Below are 17,568 nucleotides of genomic sequence, written 5' to 3'. Positions count from 1 at the left end.
GAACATGGATCTGGTCAATCTTACTGCTGCGTGACCAGACGCGGTGCGCGGCGAGCAGGTCAAACAGCGTCGTCATAAAGGCGTCGTCCACGTTATCGCCCTCGACAATGCCGTCCTCACCTTGCTCGGCAACCTTCAGCTGGGATTTAAACTGACGCGCATCGCCGGACAACGCGATCGGTTTCAGGTGCTTATAAGCTTCCAGCAGGTAATAGACGGCGTCACCGTTGTTCAACAGGCTGGCAATATCCCCGCACGGCACAATCACCGCATCGACGGTCAGCGAGGGTGCCCCGGCAAAGGTCGCAGCCACCGGCAGCACGGAACCGTCATCAGCCGTCACTTCACCCATTCGGGAATAAAGCAGTTTGGCGTGTACGCCCTGGGTTTTCAGCGCCTGCATAATGCCCAGTACGTCACTGGCCCGGGTTTTATCGTTCAGCAGGATGGCGACCACGCGGCCTTTAATTGAGCCACCTGGCACCGCATACAGACTCAGCGACGGATCTTTCTTCACGCCGTTGACCTCTTTTGGCGGAGCAAGGTTGCGCTGCTCGTCGGTCAGGGTAATACCCAGGTTATCCGCCACGCTCTGGGCGAGCTGAATATCAATGTGCGCAAGCTGATCGACCACGCGCTCGCGGATGTAGGTGCGCACCACCTTACTCAACTCGAAGCTAAAGCCACCGATGATGTGCTGCTGCTCAATCGGCGTCTGGCTGTTCCAGAAGAGGCGAGGATGGGCGTAATACTCGCCGAAGGAAGGGCTGCGCTCGCGAATTTTGTTGCCATCGATACGCTCCTGGTACGACTCAAAACCTCCGCGTTTCGGGCCTGGCGGTGTTTCGCGCGGCCAGTTATCGTTGATCGAGTTAGGCTCGTAGTTAGCCGGATTGGTATCAATATCCTGACGATGCATCCCGTCGCGCTGGAAATTGTGGTACGGGCAGGTCGGACGGTTAATTGGAATTTCGTGGAAGTTCGGCCCGCCAAGGCGGCTGATCTGCGTATCGGTGTACGAGAACAAACGTCCCTGTAAGAGCGGATCGTTGGTGAAATCCAGTCCCGGCACGATATGCCCCGGGTGGAACGCGGCCTGCTCGTTCTCGGCAAAGAAATTATCCGGGTTGCGGTTGAGCACCATTTTCCCCACCAGTTGAACCGGCACCAGCTCCTCGGGGATCAATTTGGTCGGGTCAAGAAGGTCGAAATCAAACTTAAATTCGTCCTCTTCCGGAATGAGCTGCAGGCCCAGTTCATATTCAGGGAAATCTCCGGCTTCAATGGACTCCCACAGCTCACGACGATGGAAGTCTGGATCGCGCCCGGTCAGCTTCTGCGCCTCATCCCACACCAGCGAGGCTTTGCCCGCCACCGGCTTCCAGTGGAACCGGACGAACGTGGCTTTTCCTTCCGCGTTAATCATACGGAAGGTGTGAATACCAAACCCCTCCATCGTGCGATAGCTGCGCGGAATACCCCGGTCAGACATCGCCCACATCACGTTGTGTAACGTTTCAGGTTGCAGAGAGATATAGTCCCAAAAGGTGTCGTGCGCACTTTGTCCCTGCGGTATGGCCCAGTGGGGCTCCGGTTTTACCGCATGGACAAAGTCAGGAAATTTATGCGCATCCTGAATGAAAAACACCGGGGTGTTATTGCCCACCAGATCAAAAATACCCTCTTCGGTATAAAACTTGGTGGCGAAACCGCGAATATCACGCACCGTGTCTGCTGAACCCGCGCCCCCCTGGACGGTGGAGAATCGGACAAACACCGGGGTAATTTTATCCGGGTCGGAGAGGAAATCTGCTTTGGTGATTGCTTTCAGGCTCTTGTACGGCTGGAAGTAGCCATGCGCAGCCGAGCCTCGCGCGTGAACGATACGTTCCGGAATTCGCTCGTGGTCGAAATGAGTAATTTTTTCCCGCAGGATAAAGTCTTCCAGCAGGGTGGGGCCGCGCGAGCCGGCGCGAAGAGAGTTTTGATCGTCAGCAATGCGCACGCCCTGATTGGTCGTGAGTGCAAAACCTTCACCACCTTTACGGTGTGGCTCAAGCGATTTCAGCTTCTCGTTCCCGGTGTCCGGCGATTTCATGCTTCCCGGTGCGGTAGGCTGTTCGCCGGGGGCGGAAGGGCCTGGCGAGGGGCGGTGAGAGCCGTCAGCAGGGGCGAGAGAGTCCATACCCGGTTGAGATTCTTCAGTGCCATGAATCGGTGATTGATGTGTATTATCTTTGTTCGACATTGCACGCTTCTCCTTTATCCATTGCTAAAAACCCTATTAAGGATAGAACAATGTCGTGAGATAGCTCGCGAACTAAGAATTTTCACATGCCGCCCTTAACGAAAGGAGCCCTCTCAGCCATTCGGAGCGCGACGGAAGGGAGCAGAATCGGCTATCATAGAATTTTGCTGCTTCAAGAATTTGCTTTAGTGAACCCGTCGCTTATGAAACCTCTTCGTCAACAAAACCGCCAGGTTATTAGCTATGTGCCCCGCGTGGAACCCGCGCCGCCTGACCATGCCCTGAAAGTGGAGGGTTTTCGTGATGTCTGGCAGCTTCGTGGTAAATATGTGGCGTTTGTCCTGATGGGGGAGCATTTCCGTCGATCGCCGACGTTTTCCGTGCCGGAGTCTGCCCAGCGATGGGCGGTGCAAATCCGCCAGGATGAAGAGGTTGAAGAATAACAGCCATAAAAAAACCGCCATCAGGCGGTTTTTTTATTTCCCGGCGATTACCGGTGCGCCAGTTCGGCGTCGTCTTCACTTTCCAGAATGGCTTTGTCGGTCTGCTTCAGCCACTGGCTGGTCAGCGTACCGGCGGTCATGGAGCCGCTCACGTTCAGCGCGGTACGACCCATGTCGATCAGCGGTTCAACGGAGATCAGCAGCGCGACCAGCGTCACTGGCAGACCCAGTGCAGGCAGCACAATCAGCGCAGCGAAGGTTGCGCCGCCACCAACACCGGCAACACCGGCGGAACTGATGGTCACAATGCCGACCAGCGTGGCGATCCAGACCGGATCCAGCGGGTTGATACCCACGGTCGGGGCAACCATCACCGCCAGCATCGCCGGGTAGAGACCCGCACAGCCGTTCTGACCGATGGTGGCACCAAAGGACGCAGAGAAGCTGGCGATAGATTCTGGCACGCCCAGGCGACGGGTCTGCGCTTCAACGTTCAGAGGAATAGACGCGGCGCTGGAGCGGCTGGTGAAGGCAAAGGTCAGTACCGGCCAGACTTTGCGGAAGTATTTCAGCGGGCTGACGCCGTTCACGCCCAGCAGGATACCGTGCACCACGAACATGATGCCCAGGCCCAGATAAGAGGCGACGACAAAACTGCCCAGCTTAATGATGTCCTGCAGGTTAGAGCCCGCAACCACTTTGGTCATAAGCGCCAGCACGCCGTATGGCGTCAGCTGCATGACCAGACGCACCAGCTTCATCACCCAGCTTTGCAGGGTATCAATCGCCGTCAGCACACGCTCGCCTTTCGGCGCATCGTCTTTCAGCAGCTTCAGTGCGGCCACACCGAGGAATGCCGCGAAGATCACCACGCTGATGATGGACGTTGGGCTGGCGCCGGTCAGGTCAGCAAACGGGTTCTTCGGAATGAAGGAGAGCACCATCTGCGGAACCGTCAGATCGGCCACTTTACCCACGTAGTTGGTTTGAATCGCGGTCAGGCGTGCTGTTTCAGCCGTGCCCTGCACCAGACCTTCGGCCGTCAGGCCAAACAGGTTGGTTACCAGCACACCCACCAGCGCGGCGATCAGCGTGGTAAACAGCAGGGTACCAATGGTCAGAAAACTGATTTTACCCAGTTGAGTGGCGTTATGCAGGCGGGCAACGGCACTCAGAATAGAGGCGAACACCAGCGGCATCACGATCATCTGCAGCAGCTGGACATAGCCGTTGCCGACAATGTTGAACCACTGAATAGAGTCTTTCAGAACTGGATTATCGGAGCCATAAATCGCCTGCAACGCCAGACCAAATACGACACCCATGGCCAGACCAACCAGCACTTTTTTCGCCAGGCTCCACTGTTTGTGGCGCGTCTGCGCGAGAAGCAATAGCAATACAACGAACACAACAACGTTCGCGATGAGTGGAAAATTCATCCCCGTTCTCCTGATTTATTATGGGATCGGTTTTTCCCGATCCTGTTGGCGGAAGGTTAGCAGAAGTGTGATGTCGCGCTTATATCCAAATGGAATGGTTTATGACAAACGGAATGATTTTGTTGGTTTACTGTTCAATCTGGTGATGAATAAAGCGATTGAACTGAAATTGCAGCGAATTGATCATCTGCGAAGACCAGCGCACTGCACTGTTTTCGGGCAAGGTCTGTGGCATCCAGACGGCGTAAGCGAAGAGCGCCATGCACAATACGCGCTCAAGCTGGTTCCCTTTCTGTGGCGCAAGGATGGGAAAACGAAAGCGCCAGCGACACGGCCAGAGAAGTGGAACGCCAGCGGGCGTCAGCATATCGGCAAGAATATGGCTTAAGTAGCCGAGCACCATCCCCTGAATGGCATCAGCAGGGACGATCCAGCTTTCGGGCACTTTTAAATAAAAAAGGGTAAGCAGCCCAAAAACGGCCAGCAGGCTGTGCGTAAACCCCCGGTGGCCGAACGCGCGGGCGATGGGTTTCGATACCCACTTCAGGCGTTGTCCAAGAAATGATTTGGGATGATCAATATCGGGCAGCAGACAGGTCAATACGGCGGAAGGGACAATATGCCACCAGTCCCCCTGTGCGAGCACGGGAGTGAGTTCAGCGTTTTTGGCAAATACTGCGCACGCTATGGAAAAAAGGAGGTGGCCTTCCGCCGTCATGATAAAACCCACGAAACTGTCAATTCATACAGTATAGGGTTTTTATACAGTAGGCGGAAGAGGTGACGGTGTAACTGTTTGTCACAAATGGAGCATGTTGTTAGCCGCCCTTAAGGTGATGCGCCGTGAGTTCTGTCAGCGAATTAAGCTTCACATCGGCAAGGGCAAAACGGGGATCGTGGCGGCCTTCCTCTGCCGGAACCACAATGGAGCGCATACGTGCGGCTTTGGACGCGACCATGCCGTTAACGGAATCTTCCAGCGCGACACAGGTAAGCGGATCAAGACCCAGCTTAGCGGCACAGTCCATATAGACCTGCGGGTGCGGTTTGCTGTAGGGCAATTTTTCAGCTGACGCCAGGGCGTCAAAACTGTCGCGCAGCTCAAACATAATGAGCACTTTTTCCAGCATATGCAGCGGTGAAGCGGAGGCCAGGCCCACCTTCAGCCCCTGAGCCTTACACAACGCGACCGCTTCACGCACGCCAGGCAATAGCGGCTTGTTCTCCTCCACCAGCGCGATGGCGCGGCTGATAATGCGCGCGGTGACTTCGTCGCGATCTGGGCCACTCCACGGCTGGTGGGCGTACCAGAGGTCTACGACCATATCAATGCGCAGGCCCAGCGTGTCGGGAAGTTCATTACGGCGGCTGATATCAACGCCCAGGCTGGCCATCACGTCCAGCTCGGCGCGATCCCACAACGGCTCGGAATCAATCAGTAATCCATCCATGTCAAAAATAGCGGCAAGTATCTGGCGCGGTGTCGACATCACAACGTCTCCTTATCCAGGGTGTTCGACAGACGATAAGTGCTAAGCACACTTAGCAATTTAGCATATTGCTTTCAAAGATCGGGCGAAAATGCTGTCCAGCAGGTAGACTTAGCCACAAATAACGCGTCTTTATGAAGAGGAACTGATGACGTATCAACAAGCTGGACGCATTGCTGTCTTAAAACGTATTGCTGGCTGGGTGATTTTTATTCCCGCCGTCATCTCTACGCTGATTTCTGTGCTCAAATTTATGTACGATCACAGCGAAAAACAGCCAGGCATTAATGCCGTCATGCTTGATTTTGCGCATGTCATGATTGAGATGATGCGGTTCAACACCCCGTTCCTGAATGTTTTCTGGTTCAACTCGCCAACGCCGGATTTTCACCAGCAGCTTAATATTGGGTTCTGGGTTATCTATGCGTTGATTTTTATTGCCATGGCGTTACAGGCATCCGGCGCGCGGATGAGTCGCCAGACCCGTTTTCTGCGCGAAGGCGTCGAGGATCAGTTAATTCTGGAACAGGCGAAAGGCCCGGAAGGAATGAGCCGGGAGCAGATTGAATCCCGCATTGTGGTACCGCGTCACACCATTTTCCTGCAAATTTTCCCGCTCTATATTCTCCCCATTATCATCATTGTGGCGGGATACTTCTTCTTCTCACTGCTGGGTTTTCTCTGACATATGAGGGTGGCGGCACGGCCACCCGATTTGTCCCTATGCCGCAAGTACGCGTTCAAGCGCACGCTGGGCGTTGACCAGATGCTGCCCGCCAAAAAGGATAGCGCGGTTCATCAGCGTATAAAGCTGATACACCGGTTGGCGCTCGAGAAAATCGGACGGCAGAGGGGAGACTGACTGATAGCCATCATATATTTGCGGGGGCTGCTCTGGATGCAGGGGCAGCATGGCCAGATCGCACTCTCTGTCACCCCAGTAGCAGGCCGGGTCGAAGATATAGGGGCCGTTGGGACCCAGCGCGCAGTTGTCGGACCATAAATCGCCGTGCAGTAGAGATGCCTGCGGCTGATGGGTGGCCAGGCGCTGTTGTACATGCTCAACGATGGCATCAATATTGCCAAATTCCAGCCCTTTTTCGGCGGCCAGTTCAAGCTGCCATCCGATGCGCTGTTCGGCAAAAAACGTCGACCACCGACGCTGCCAGGCGTTGGGCTGTGGGGTAGTGGAAAGGTCGTTGTCAAAATCGAGCCCAAACTGGGGCTGGTCGCTCCACTGGTGCAGTCGCGCGAGCTGTTGCCCGAGAATGAAGGCGTTATGGGCATCCAGCGGGCGGGGAGGGAGATAGTCCATGACCAGGAAACTGTAGTCCCGGTCGCTGCCCAGAGCCAGCACCTGCGGTACTGTCACCGTTTTACTGCGAGACAACAGTTCCAGCTGGTCGGCTTCAGCGGTGAATATCGGGAGCAGTTCTCGCTCATCACACTTCACGAAAAGATCGCGTCCTGCGTAGCGTAAATGCCACGCGGCGTGGATCTCTCCGCCTGGCAGTTCGTTACGCAGTTCAATTTCACCTTCACCCAGTTGCTCACTTAAAAGATGACTGATAGCCTGCCACATGTTGACTCTCCCATGTTGTCTGCCAGATCATAAAGTTAGCGCATAATTGCGGTAAAAAAATACGAACTAACGCACACCTGAGCGGTTTAAATTCATGCAGCGCACTTATTGTTCTTTTTTGTGCCAGCTTTCCCACGTTTCCACGGTGATGTCGGCGGGCTTGTCGGTCACACTTTCCACCAGGCTGGCGGCCAGGGCGTGAACGTCTTCTTCACTCAGGGCCGCGATCAAACCAAATGTCAGCGTGCCTAAATCATGAATATGGCCGTCATCGTCCGTCAGCGTGAGCAGAAAATTCGCGCGAGTAAAGGCGTTATTGAGCTCGTTCAGCTCGGTCAGTGACGCTTCACGAAGATTGATGGTTGCGACATAGCGGGTGATATCACCACTGCTCATAATTCACCTCGTTGTTATTCTGAAAGTTTTTTTAGCATAGTCGATATGCCATATTTGGCGACTTTAAGGTAAATTCCCCTTCGATTGGGAAGGGGAATAGAGGTCAGTCTTTTGAAAGGTAATCGACGATTTTCTGCGTATCGGCAAGCGAACACAGCCGCGTCCCCTGATTAATGGTGGCGGCACTCCCCGCCGCGACGCCATAACGCGTCATTTCCAGAAGAGAAGCACCCTGCGCCAGTTTTAGCGCCATCGCGCCGACCATGCTGTCGCCCGCACCCACGGTACTCTGGCTTTTCATGGGCGGCGGCACAACCTGCACAAAGCCCGTCTTGTCGACAGCCAGTGCTCCCTGAGGACCGAGAGAGACGACCACGCGGTGCGCTTTGCCGCTGCGAACCAGTTCTTCTGCGGCGGTGCGCACGTCATCAGGCTGGTTAAGTTCACGATTCACAAGCGCGCTAAGCTCTTTCTGGTTAGGTTTAACGAGTTCAAGCTGCCCGGGGACTAACGCTGCCTGCAGGGCTTCACCTGAGCTGTCGACGATGCAGCGGATACCACGCTGAAGCACTGCCTTAACCAGCGCCGTTAGCTTTTCCGTTTTGACGCCTGGCGGCAGACTACCGCTGATAACCAGCAGTGAGCCGCTTTCAATGGTCAGTACCTTCTCTTCCAGTTGACGAAACTCATCATCGCTCAGTCTGGCGCCCGGCATCACGAAACGATACTGCTCCCCACTGGATTCGACGTGGACATGCAGATTCTGCCGGGTCCAGTCCTGGGCCGCTACGGTGTCTACGGCAACCTGTTCATCCGCCAGCAAAGAGACCAGATGTTCCCCCGTGGCACCCCCGGCAGGGAATATGGCGGTGGCTTTACCGCCAAGATGGGTAATGGCGCGCGCCACGTTAATGCCGCCGCCGCCCGGCTCAAACACAGGGGCGCTACAGCGTAGTTTACCTTCAGGGTAAATGTGCGGGGTGATAGTCGCGGAGTCGAGGGAAGGGGAGAGCGTCAGCGTATAAATAGAAGCCATCATAACCTCCTTTTAGTATGGGTTCTTTTAAGCCTGGCACCGATCGACAGGAAGGCAATGTAAATAACAGTATGATTTTAAAAATGAATGCTGAAACAAGCGTGATAAAAGATATATAAAATAAAACGCGCTTTGGGATCGTTCTTATTCAAAAAATGAAATAAGAAAATATTGCTATGTTATTTGCGCCTTTTTATAATTTGTTACCTTTCTCTGGACGCCTTGTCATTGATCCTCAAGAAAGTTTCCGAGACCGTGGTGGTCTCTTTTTTTGTTGTACGGACTCCTTAAATAAAATGAAGCTTTTGAAGACAGTACCCGCAGCACTGATGCTGGCGGGTGGCGTATTTGCATCACTGAATGCAACCGCCGATGACACCGTTTTTACTGTCATGGACGATCCCTCCACTGCCAAAAAACCCTTCGAAGGTAATCTGAATGCCGGGTATCTCGCGCAATCAGGTAACACAAAAAGCTCTTCTCTGACGGCGGACAGCACCCTGACCTGGTACGGTAATACCACAGCATGGTCGCTGTGGGGGAATGCCAGCAACACGTCCGCTAACGATGAACGCTCTTCCGAGAAATATGCGGCAGGTGGACGTAGCCGTTACAACATGACCGACTATGACTACATATTCGGTCAGGCAAGCTGGTTAACCGACCGTTATAATGGCTATCGCCAGCGTGATGTATTCACGACGGGTTATGGTCGTCAGTTCCTGAATGGGCCTGTACACAGCTTCCGTTTTGAATTCGGTCCTGGTGTTCGCTACGACGAGTACACCAACGGCGAAGATGAAACCCAGCCGCTGGGTTATGCGTCAGGTACCTACGCATGGCAGATGACCGATAACACCAAATTCACTCAGGGTGTGTCTGTGTTTGGTGCCGAGGATACAACGCTGAACTCTGAAAGTGCCCTGAACGTGGCTATCAATGAACACTTCGGTTTGAAAGTGGCCTACAACGTGACCTGGAACTCTTCACCACCAGCAAGCGCGCCTGAACATACCGATCGCAGAACCACCGTTTCACTGGGTTATAGAATGTAATCATGGCGGGCCGAAAATATCGGCCCGTTTCTCATTTCTGCCAGACGTCCCTTCTGATTCTCTAACCCCAAATCATTGCCGCCCAACGAAGTAGCAGCATCGCGCCGCAGATGGCAATCAGCACCAGCACCATTTTCCAGTGTTTTACGGCAAATCGTTTTGTTGGCATAACCTAATCCTTGTCCGTTGATACGCATAGTCTATCAAACGGGGCCGAAATATGCCCCTTCCCGGAAGCAATCGGGTTATGCCGGTGTGGGGTTCAGCTCAGAACCAGTGGAATCGATCGGCGAGAATCAACAATAAACCGGTTGCTGACAGGATATTTAATATCACTACCGTTCTACTGGATACGTTCATGGTAAGCACCTGTGGATTTTAAAGGCCTGTTCAAAGTTAGCTCAGCATCGGCGAAATGCGAGTGCCAGAGAGACGCAATCTGCAACTATCTGCAACATGCCAGTCCTTCATTGTGGCAGCAGAGGGTGCAATCCCCTTGCTGTTAGTGTTAACATTAAGTCCCTTGCCGTAAACCCGCATTTATCTGAATTCGGCAGGTGCAGGATAACGAACCAATTTGACGATTGTTGGTCAGATGTTTCGTAATCTACTGTTTAATCACGATTATTTTCTTTGTATATGCTCTTATGTGTGGGGCATCACTGCAAATAAGGATATAAAATGCCTGTAATTACTCTTCCTGATGGCAGCCAACGCCATTTCGACCGCGCTGTTAGCCCAATGGATGTTGCCCTGGATATCGGTCCTGGCCTCGCGAAAGCGACCATCGCCGGCCGTGTGAACGGTGAGCTGGTTGATGCGTCCGATCTGATTGAAAACGATGCGACGCTTGCAATCATCACCGCGAAAGACGAAGAAGGTCTGGAGATCATTCGTCACTCCTGTGCGCACCTGTTAGGTCATGCTATCAAGCAGCTGTGGCCAAACACCAAAATGGCGATTGGTCCGGTTATCGACAACGGTTTCTACTATGACGTTGACCTTGACCACACCCTGACCCAGGAAGATATCGACGCGCTCGAAAAACGTATGCACGAGCTCGCCGAAACGAACTATGACGTCATCAAGAAGAAAGTCAGCTGGCACGAAGCGCGTGAAACCTTCGTCAAGCGTGGCGAGAGCTATAAAGTCTCTATTCTTGACGAGAACATCTCTCATGATGACAAGCCAGGCTTGTACCATCACGAAGAATACATCGACATGTGCCGTGGACCGCACGTGCCGAATATGCGTTTCTGTCATCACTTTAAACTGATGAAGATCGCAGGCGCCTACTGGCGTGGCGACAGCAACAACAAAATGTTGCAGCGTATTTATGGTACCGCATGGGCCGATAAAAAAGCCCTGAACGCCTATCTGCAGCGCCTGGAAGAAGCGGCGAAGCGTGACCACCGTAAAATAGGTAAACAGCTTGACCTGTATCACATGCAGGAAGAAGCGCCGGGTATGGTATTCTGGCATAACGACGGCTGGACCATCTTCCGTGAACTGGAAACGTTCGTACGCTCCAAGCTGAAAGAGTACCAGTACCAGGAAGTAAAAGGCCCGTTCATGATGGACCGTGTGCTGTGGGAAAAAACCGGCCACTGGGACAACTACAAAGATGCGATGTTCACCACCTCATCCGAGAACCGTGAATACTGCATTAAGCCAATGAACTGCCCGGGCCACGTTCAGATCTTCAACCAAGGTCTGAAATCCTACCGTGACCTGCCGCTGCGTATGGCGGAGTTCGGTAGCTGCCACCGCAACGAGCCATCAGGTGCGCTGCACGGTCTGATGCGTGTTCGTGGCTTTACTCAGGATGATGCGCATATCTTCTGTACTGAAGATCAGGTTCGTGATGAAGTTAACGCCTGTATTCGTATGGTCTACGATATGTACAGCACCTTTGGCTTCGAGAAGATCGTGGTCAAACTCTCAACGCGTCCGGAAAAACGTATCGGTAGCGATGAGACATGGGATCGCGCAGAAGCGGATCTCGCCGTGGCGCTGGAAGAGAACGGTATTCCGTTCGAATACCAGCTGGGCGAGGGCGCATTCTACGGTCCGAAAATTGAATTTACCCTGTATGACTGTCTCGACAGAGCTTGGCAGTGCGGTACTGTACAGCTGGACTTCTCCCTGCCGCAGCGTTTAAGCGCCTCTTATGTTGGCGAAGACAACGAACGTCAGGTACCGGTTATGATTCACCGTGCAATCCTCGGTTCACTGGAGCGCTTCATCGGCATCCTGACCGAAGAGTTCGCGGGCTTCTTCCCAACCTGGCTTGCGCCAGTGCAGGTAGTGGTGATGAACATTACCGATTCTCAGGCAGATTACGTTAAAGAATTGACGCAGAAACTACAAAATGCGGGCATTCGCGTAAAAGCAGACTTGAGAAATGAGAAGATTGGCTTTAAAATCCGCGAGCACACTTTACGTCGTGTCCCGTATATGTTGGTCTGTGGTGATAAAGAGGTGGAAGCAGGCAAAGTTGCCGTTCGCACCCGCCGTGGTAAAGACCTGGGCAGCCTGGACGTAAGTGAAGTGATTGAGAAGCTGCAACAAGAGATTCGCAGCCGCAGTCTTCAACAACTGGAGGAATAAGGTATTAAAGGCGGAAAACGAGTTCAAACGGCACGTCCGAATCGTATCAATGGCGAGATTCGCGCCCAGGAAGTTCGCTTAACAGGTCTGGAAGGCGAGCAGCTGGGGATTGTGAGTCTGAGAGAAGCAATCGAAAAGGCTGAAGAAGCTGGAGTAGATTTAGTTGAAATCAGCCCTAACGCCGAACCGCCAGTTTGTCGTATCATGGACTACGGCAAGTTCCTTTATGAAAAGAGTAAGTCTTCTAAGGAACAGAAGAAGAAGCAAAAAGTTATCCAGGTTAAGGAAATCAAATTCCGTCCTGGTACCGACGATGGCGATTATCAGGTAAAACTCCGCAGCCTGATTCGCTTTCTGGAAGATGGCGATAAGGCCAAGATCACACTGCGTTTCCGCGGTCGTGAAATGGCCCACCAACAGATCGGTATGGAAGTGCTTAACCGCGTCCGTGAAGATCTGAGTGAACTGGCAGTAGTCGAATCCTTCCCTACGAAGATCGAAGGCCGCCAGATGATCATGGTGCTCGCTCCTAAGAAGAAACAGTAAGGCCTTCAAGCAGCAAAATCTGTGGAGCCTTCGGGTTTCATAGGTTTTGTTCGCCTATGTTTCGTTTATTTAACAATGCGAAGTGGAAGTTATTAAAATGCCAAAAATTAAGACCGTACGCGGTGCTGCTAAGCGCTTCAAAAAAACCGGTAAAGGTGGTTTTAAGCACAAGCACGCTAACCTGCGTCACATTCTGACTAAGAAAGCTACCAAGCGTAAACGTCACCTGCGTCCAAAAGCCATGGTTTCTAAAGGCGATCTGGGCCTGGTAATCGCGTGCCTGCCGTACGCATAAGTCGTTAACGTTTAACTTTTTTAACTTAGAATAGATACAGGAGAGCACACATGGCTCGCGTAAAACGTGGTGTAATTGCACGTGCACGTCACAAGAAAATTTTGAAACAAGCTAAAGGCTACTACGGTGCGCGTTCACGCGTATACCGCGTTGCCTTCCAGGCTGTTATCAAAGCAGGTCAGTACGCTTACCGTGACCGTCGTCAGCGTAAGCGTCAGTTCCGTCAACTGTGGATTGCGCGTATCAACGCAGCAGCACGTCAGAACGGTATTTCTTACAGCAAATTCATCAACGGCCTGAAAAAAGCCTCTGTTGAAATCGACCGTAAGATCCTGGCTGACATCGCAGTATTCGACAAAGTAGCGTTCACCGCTCTGGTCGAAAAAGCGAAAGCAGCACTGGCATAAGCCAGTTGAGAGAGGGGGCTTTGCCTCCTCTTTTCATTTAACACCATCAGAAGATTGACATTTATCCGTGCAGGCTTTTCAATAAGTTCTCAACGGTTTTTACCCAACAAGGTAACGCAAGCATGAATGCTGCTATTTTCCGCTTCTTCTTTTACTTTAGCACCTGACTCCAGGAGGCTAGCGCGTGAAAGATGAAACGAAAAACAGCGCCAGATAAGCCTCCCGATGGAGGCTTTTTTTGTATCTGAATTTGAGAGAATAACTCCACCAAATCGGTGTCTGCACCGACATAATGAGGAAAATCATGTCACATCTCGCAGAGCTGGTTGCCAGTGCAACAGCCGCCATTAATCAGGCCTCAGATGTTGCCGCGTTAGACAATGTCCGCGTCGAATATCTTGGGAAGAAAGGGCACCTGACCCTTCAAATGACAACCCTGCGTGAACTGCCGCCAGAAGAACGCCCGGCAGCGGGTGCGGTGATTAACGAAGCTAAAGAGCAGGTGCAGCAGGCACTGAACGCGCGTAAAGCCGAGCTGGAAAGCGCGGTGCTGAATGCGCGCCTGGCCGCAGAGACGATCGACGTTTCTCTGCCGGGTCGCCGTATCGAAAACGGGGGGCTGCATCCGGTTACCCGTACCATCGATCGCATTGAAAGTTTCTTCGGTGAGCTCGGCTTTACTGTGGCGACTGGCCCGGAAATTGAAGATGATTATCACAACTTCGATGCCCTGAATATTCCTGGCCATCATCCGGCACGCGCTGACCACGACACTTTCTGGTTTGACGCCACGCGTCTGCTGCGTACCCAGACCTCTGGCGTACAGATCCGTACCATGAAGGATCAGGAACCGCCAATCCGCATCATCGCGCCGGGTCGCGTCTATCGTAACGATTACGATCAGACCCATACCCCAATGTTCCACCAGATGGAAGGTCTGATTGTTGATAAAAACATCAGCTTCACCAACCTGAAGGGCACGCTGCACGATTTCCTGAACAACTTCTTTGAGGAAGACCTGCAGGTTCGTTTCCGTCCATCCTACTTCCCGTTCACTGAACCGTCTGCGGAAGTTGACGTGATGGGCAAAAACGGCAAATGGCTGGAAGTGCTGGGTTGCGGCATGGTGCATCCAAATGTACTGCGCAACGTCGGTATCGATCCGGAGGTGTACTCCGGCTTTGCCTTCGGTATGGGCATGGAGCGTCTGACCATGCTGCGTTACGGTGTGACCGATTTACGTGCATTCTTCGAAAACGATCTGCGTTTCCTCAAACAGTTTAAATAAGGGCAGGACAGAACAATGAAATTCAGTGAACTGTGGTTACGCGAATGGGTCAATACCACGCTGGACAGCGACGCGCTGTCTGACCAGATCACCATGGCGGGCCTGGAAGTTGACGGCGTTGAGCCGGTTTCCGGTGCCTTCACCGGCGTCGTGGTCGGTGAAGTGGTCGAGTGCGGCCAGCATCCGAACGCCGACAAACTGCGCGTGACAAAAGTGAATGTCGGCGGCGACCGCCTGCTGGACATCGTTTGCGGTGCGCCAAACTGCCGTCAGGGCCTGAAAGTCGCCGTGGCAACCGTGGGTGCGGTACTGCCGGGTGATTTCAAAATTAAAGCGGCTAAACTGCGCGGTGAGCCTTCTGAAGGTATGCTGTGCTCCTTCTCCGAGCTGGGTATTTCCGACGATCACAACGGCATCATTGAACTGCCGCTGGATGCGCCAATTGGCACCGATATCCGCGAATACCTGAAGCTTGATGACAACACCATCGAGATCAGCGTTACGCCAAACCGCGCTGATTGCTTAGGTATCATCGGCGTGGCGCGCGACGTGGCCGTGCTGAACCAGACCGAACTGAACGCGCCGGAGATCGTACCGGTAGAAGCGACCATCAGTGACGTACTGCCTATTCAGGTTGACGCCGCGGATGCTTGCCCACGCTACCTCGGCCGCGTGGTAAAAGGCATCAACGTGAAAGCGCCAACACCACTGTGGATGAAAGAGAAACTGCGCCGCTGCGGCATTCGCTCTATCGACGCGGTGGTTGACGTCACCAACTACGTTCTGCTGGAACTGGGTCAGCCAATGCATGCGTTCGATAAAGATCGTATCGAAGGCGGTATTGTTGTCCGTATGGCAAAAGAGGGCGAAACCCTGGTTCTGCTTGACGGCACCGAAGCGAAGCTGAACGCGGATACGCTGGTGATTGCTGACCACAGCAAAGCGCTGGCGATGGGCGGTATCTTCGGTGGCGAACACTCTGGGGTAAATGACGATACGCAAAACGTCCTGCTGGAATGCGCCTTCTTCAGCCCGCTCTCTATCACCGGTCGCGCACGCCGTCATGGCCTGCACACCGATGCGTCTCACCGCTACGAGCGTGGCGTTGACCCTGCGCTGCAGTACAAAGCGATGGAGCGAGCGACTCGCCTGCTGATCGACATCTGCGGCGGTGAAGCCGGTCCGGTTATCGATGTCACTCACGAAGCGACGCTGCCGAAACGCGCAACCATTACCCTGCGCCGCAGCAAGCTCGATCGCCTGATTGGTCATCACGTTGCCGATGCCCAGGTGACCGACATTCTGACGCGTCTGGGCTGCGAAGTGACCGAAGGTCAGGACGAGTGGAAAGCCGTTGCGCCATCCTGGCGTTTTGACATGGAAATCGAAGAAGATCTGGTGGAAGAAGTGGCCCGCGTATACGGCTACAACAACATCCCGGACGAGCCCGTTCAGGCCGGTCTGGTGATGGGTACCCATCGTGAAGCCGACCTGTCCCTGAAGCGTGTGAAAACCATGCTTAACGACAAAGGCTACCAGGAAGTGATCACCTACAGCTTTGTTGATCCTAAGCTGCAGCAACTGATCCACCCGGGCGAGGAGGCGTTGATCCTGCCAAGCCCAATCTCCAGCGAAATGTCCGCAATGCGTCTGTCCCTGTGGACCGGACTGCTGGGCACTATCGTTTACAACCAGAATCGCCAGCAAAACCGCGTGCGAATTTTCGAAAGCGGTTTGCGCTTTGTACCGGATAATCAGGCAAATTTAGGCATCCGTCAGGATCTCATGCTGGCTGGTGCTATCAGTGGCAACCGTTATGAAGAGCACTGGGACCTGGCAAAAGGTACGGTTGATTTCTACGATATGAAAGGCGATCTGGAAGCCATTCTGGATCTGACCGGTAAATTATCTGAAATTGAATTCCGTGCAGAAGCGATTCCAGCCCTGCATCCGGGCCAGAGTGCGGCGATCTATTTAGACGGCAAACGCATTGGTTTCATTGGTGTTGTTCATCCTGAGCTGGAGCGTAAGCTGGACCTGAACGGCCGTACCATCGTGTTTGAGCTGGAGTGGAGCCCGGTTGCAGACCGCGTCATTCCTCAGGCGCAGGACGTCTCCCGCTTCCCGGCAAACCGCCGTGATATCGCGGTTGTGGTCGCGGAAAACGTTCCCGCAGCAGATATTTTGGCCGAATGTAAGAAAGTTGGCGTAAATCAGGTAGTTGGCGTAAACTTATTTGACGTGTACCGCGGCAAGGGCGTAGCAGAAGGTTTCAAGAGCCTCGCTATCAGCCTTATCCTTCAGGATACCAGCCGTACACTCGAAGAAGAGGAGATTGCCGCTACCGTCGCCAAATGTGTAGAGGCATTAAAAGAGCGATTCCAGGCATCATTGAGGGATTGAACCTATGGCGCTTACAAAAGCTGAAATGTCAGAATATCTGTTTGATAAGCTTGGGCTTAGCAAACGGGATGCCAAAGAGCTGGTAGAGCTGTTTTTCGAAGAGATCCGTCGTGCTCTGGAAAATGGTGAGCAGGTAAAACTCTCCGGTTTTGGCAATTTTGATTTGCGAGACAAAAACCAACGTCCGGGCCGTAACCCGAAGACGGGGGAAGATATTCCCATTACAGCCCGCCGCGTGGTGACCTTCAGACCCGGCCAGAAGTTAAAAAGCCGTGTCGAAAACGCAACGCCCAAAGCAGAGTAATATGAACTAACCAAAAAGGCCGCCCA

Annotated in this window: 20 protein-coding genes and 1 other annotated feature; of the genes, 11 read left to right on the top strand and 9 right to left on the bottom strand. The window is 53.3% G+C overall.

Annotation, left to right across the window (positions count from 1 at the left end):
• Nucleotides 1–2,248: catalase HPII (gene katE, locus L977_RS22465; protein WP_072034168.1), on the bottom strand; the 2,248-nt coding region annotated here is incomplete at its 3' end.
• Nucleotides 2,249–2,415: 167 nt separating this feature from the next.
• Between katE and cedA the strand changes: the two genes are divergently transcribed.
• A complete protein-coding gene (cedA, locus tag L977_RS22460) occupies nt 2,416–2,691 on the top strand; it encodes a cell division activator CedA (RefSeq protein WP_226862265.1) in 276 nt (91 codons plus the stop codon).
• Between the two features lie 47 nt (nt 2,692–2,738).
• Here the strand turns inward: cedA and tcyP are convergent, their stop codons facing one another.
• From tcyP to hxpB, 3 genes are all read right to left on the bottom strand, one after another.
• On the bottom strand, nt 2,739–4,130 hold the full coding sequence (tcyP, locus tag L977_RS22455) for a cystine/sulfocysteine:cation symporter (RefSeq protein WP_014883482.1): 1,392 nt from the start codon (nt 4,128–4,130) through the stop codon (nt 2,739–2,741).
• Between the two features lie 127 nt (nt 4,131–4,257).
• Complete coding sequence (locus L977_RS22450; RefSeq protein WP_014883483.1) at nt 4,258–4,848, bottom strand: metal-dependent hydrolase; 591 nt, start codon at nt 4,846–4,848, stop codon at nt 4,258–4,260.
• A 100-nt stretch (nt 4,849–4,948) separates the two neighbouring features.
• Entirely contained in the window at nt 4,949–5,620 is a 672-nt protein-coding gene (gene hxpB, locus L977_RS22445) for a hexitol phosphatase HxpB (RefSeq protein ID WP_014883484.1), read from the bottom strand.
• Nucleotides 5,621–5,768: 148 nt separating this feature from the next.
• Between hxpB and L977_RS22440 the strand changes: the two genes are divergently transcribed.
• Nucleotides 5,769–6,305, top strand: coding sequence for a YniB family protein (locus L977_RS22440; RefSeq protein ID WP_023332771.1), 537 nt, complete (start codon nt 5,769–5,771; stop codon nt 6,303–6,305).
• A gap of 36 nt (nt 6,306–6,341) precedes the next feature.
• Here L977_RS22440 and L977_RS22435 read toward each other — a convergent pair whose 3' ends face one another.
• The 3 genes from L977_RS22435 to pfkB all read right to left on the bottom strand — a co-directional run bounded on the left by L977_RS22435 (nt 6,342) and on the right by pfkB (nt 8,634).
• The gene (locus L977_RS22435; protein WP_047626968.1) at nt 6,342–7,202 is read right to left on the bottom strand and encodes a fructosamine kinase family protein; all 861 of its coding nucleotides are present in this window, start codon (nt 7,200–7,202) and stop codon (nt 6,342–6,344) included.
• A 105-nt stretch (nt 7,203–7,307) separates the two neighbouring features.
• Nucleotides 7,308–7,598, bottom strand: coding sequence for a type V toxin-antitoxin system endoribonuclease antitoxin GhoS (gene ghoS / locus L977_RS22430; RefSeq protein ID WP_014883487.1), 291 nt, complete (start codon nt 7,596–7,598; stop codon nt 7,308–7,310).
• A 103-nt stretch (nt 7,599–7,701) separates the two neighbouring features.
• Entirely contained in the window at nt 7,702–8,634 is a 933-nt protein-coding gene (gene pfkB, locus L977_RS22425) for a 6-phosphofructokinase II (protein ID WP_045135060.1), read from the bottom strand.
• A 296-nt stretch (nt 8,635–8,930) separates the two neighbouring features.
• On the opposite strand from pfkB, the gene L977_RS22420 reads away from it, so the two are divergent.
• Nucleotides 8,931–9,689 carry a DUF481 domain-containing protein gene (locus tag L977_RS22420; RefSeq protein WP_014883489.1) on the top strand — a complete coding sequence of 253 codons (759 nt, stop codon included), beginning with the start codon at nt 8,931–8,933 and terminating at the stop codon, nt 9,687–9,689.
• Between the two features lie 61 nt (nt 9,690–9,750).
• On the opposite strand, the gene yniD is transcribed toward L977_RS22420, so the two are convergent.
• Nucleotides 9,751–9,858: a small membrane protein YniD gene (gene yniD, locus L977_RS24625; protein ID WP_008500658.1), complete on the bottom strand. Its 108-nt coding sequence runs from the start codon at nt 9,856–9,858 to the stop codon at nt 9,751–9,753.
• A gap of 98 nt (nt 9,859–9,956) precedes the next feature.
• Nucleotides 9,957–10,049, bottom strand: coding sequence for a stress response membrane protein YncL (yncL, locus tag L977_RS24215; protein ID WP_071819746.1), 93 nt, complete (start codon nt 10,047–10,049; stop codon nt 9,957–9,959).
• 321 nt (nt 10,050–10,370) lie between these two features.
• Between yncL and thrS the strand changes: the two genes are divergently transcribed.
• The 8 genes from thrS to ihfA all read left to right on the top strand — a co-directional run bounded on the left by thrS (nt 10,371) and on the right by ihfA (nt 17,542).
• Nucleotides 10,371–12,299, top strand: coding sequence for a threonine--tRNA ligase (thrS, locus tag L977_RS22415; RefSeq protein WP_014883490.1), 1,929 nt, complete (start codon nt 10,371–10,373; stop codon nt 12,297–12,299).
• 3 nt (nt 12,300–12,302) lie between these two features.
• Nucleotides 12,303–12,845: a translation initiation factor IF-3 gene (gene infC / locus L977_RS22410; protein WP_059287945.1), complete on the top strand. Its 543-nt coding sequence runs from the start codon at nt 12,303–12,305 to the stop codon at nt 12,843–12,845.
• 97 nt (nt 12,846–12,942) lie between these two features.
• A complete protein-coding gene (rpmI, locus tag L977_RS22405) occupies nt 12,943–13,140 on the top strand; it encodes a 50S ribosomal protein L35 (protein ID WP_001124225.1) in 198 nt (65 codons plus the stop codon).
• 50 nt (nt 13,141–13,190) lie between these two features.
• Nucleotides 13,191–13,547 carry a 50S ribosomal protein L20 gene (rplT, locus tag L977_RS22400; RefSeq protein ID WP_000124850.1) on the top strand — a complete coding sequence of 119 codons (357 nt, stop codon included), beginning with the start codon at nt 13,191–13,193 and terminating at the stop codon, nt 13,545–13,547.
• Nucleotides 13,548–13,664: 117 nt separating this feature from the next.
• Nucleotides 13,665–13,789 (top strand) — a sequence feature (Phe leader region).
• Nucleotides 13,670–13,714 (top strand): pheST operon leader peptide PheM, encoded by a 45-nt coding sequence (pheM, locus tag L977_RS24620; protein WP_001386830.1) that lies wholly within the window; start codon nt 13,670–13,672, stop codon nt 13,712–13,714. It overlaps the preceding feature by 45 nt.
• A gap of 62 nt (nt 13,790–13,851) precedes the next feature.
• A complete protein-coding gene (gene pheS / locus L977_RS22395) occupies nt 13,852–14,835 on the top strand; it encodes a phenylalanine--tRNA ligase subunit alpha (RefSeq protein WP_010426091.1) in 984 nt (327 codons plus the stop codon).
• Nucleotides 14,836–14,850: 15 nt separating this feature from the next.
• A complete protein-coding gene (pheT, locus tag L977_RS22390; protein WP_047626967.1) occupies nt 14,851–17,238 on the top strand; it encodes a phenylalanine--tRNA ligase subunit beta in 2,388 nt (795 codons plus the stop codon).
• A gap of 4 nt (nt 17,239–17,242) precedes the next feature.
• The gene (gene ihfA / locus L977_RS22385; RefSeq protein ID WP_003857805.1) at nt 17,243–17,542 is read left to right on the top strand and encodes an integration host factor subunit alpha; all 300 of its coding nucleotides are present in this window, start codon (nt 17,243–17,245) and stop codon (nt 17,540–17,542) included.
• Nucleotides 17,543–17,568 lie beyond the last annotated feature (26 nt).

It is taken from the genome of Enterobacter sp. ZOR0014, from assembly GCF_000798855.1.
Lineage (GTDB): Bacteria > Pseudomonadota > Gammaproteobacteria > Enterobacterales > Enterobacteriaceae > Enterobacter > Enterobacter kobei.
The sequence above is the reverse complement of the archived record's forward strand: the minus strand, read 5'-3'. Positions and strand labels throughout refer to the sequence as shown.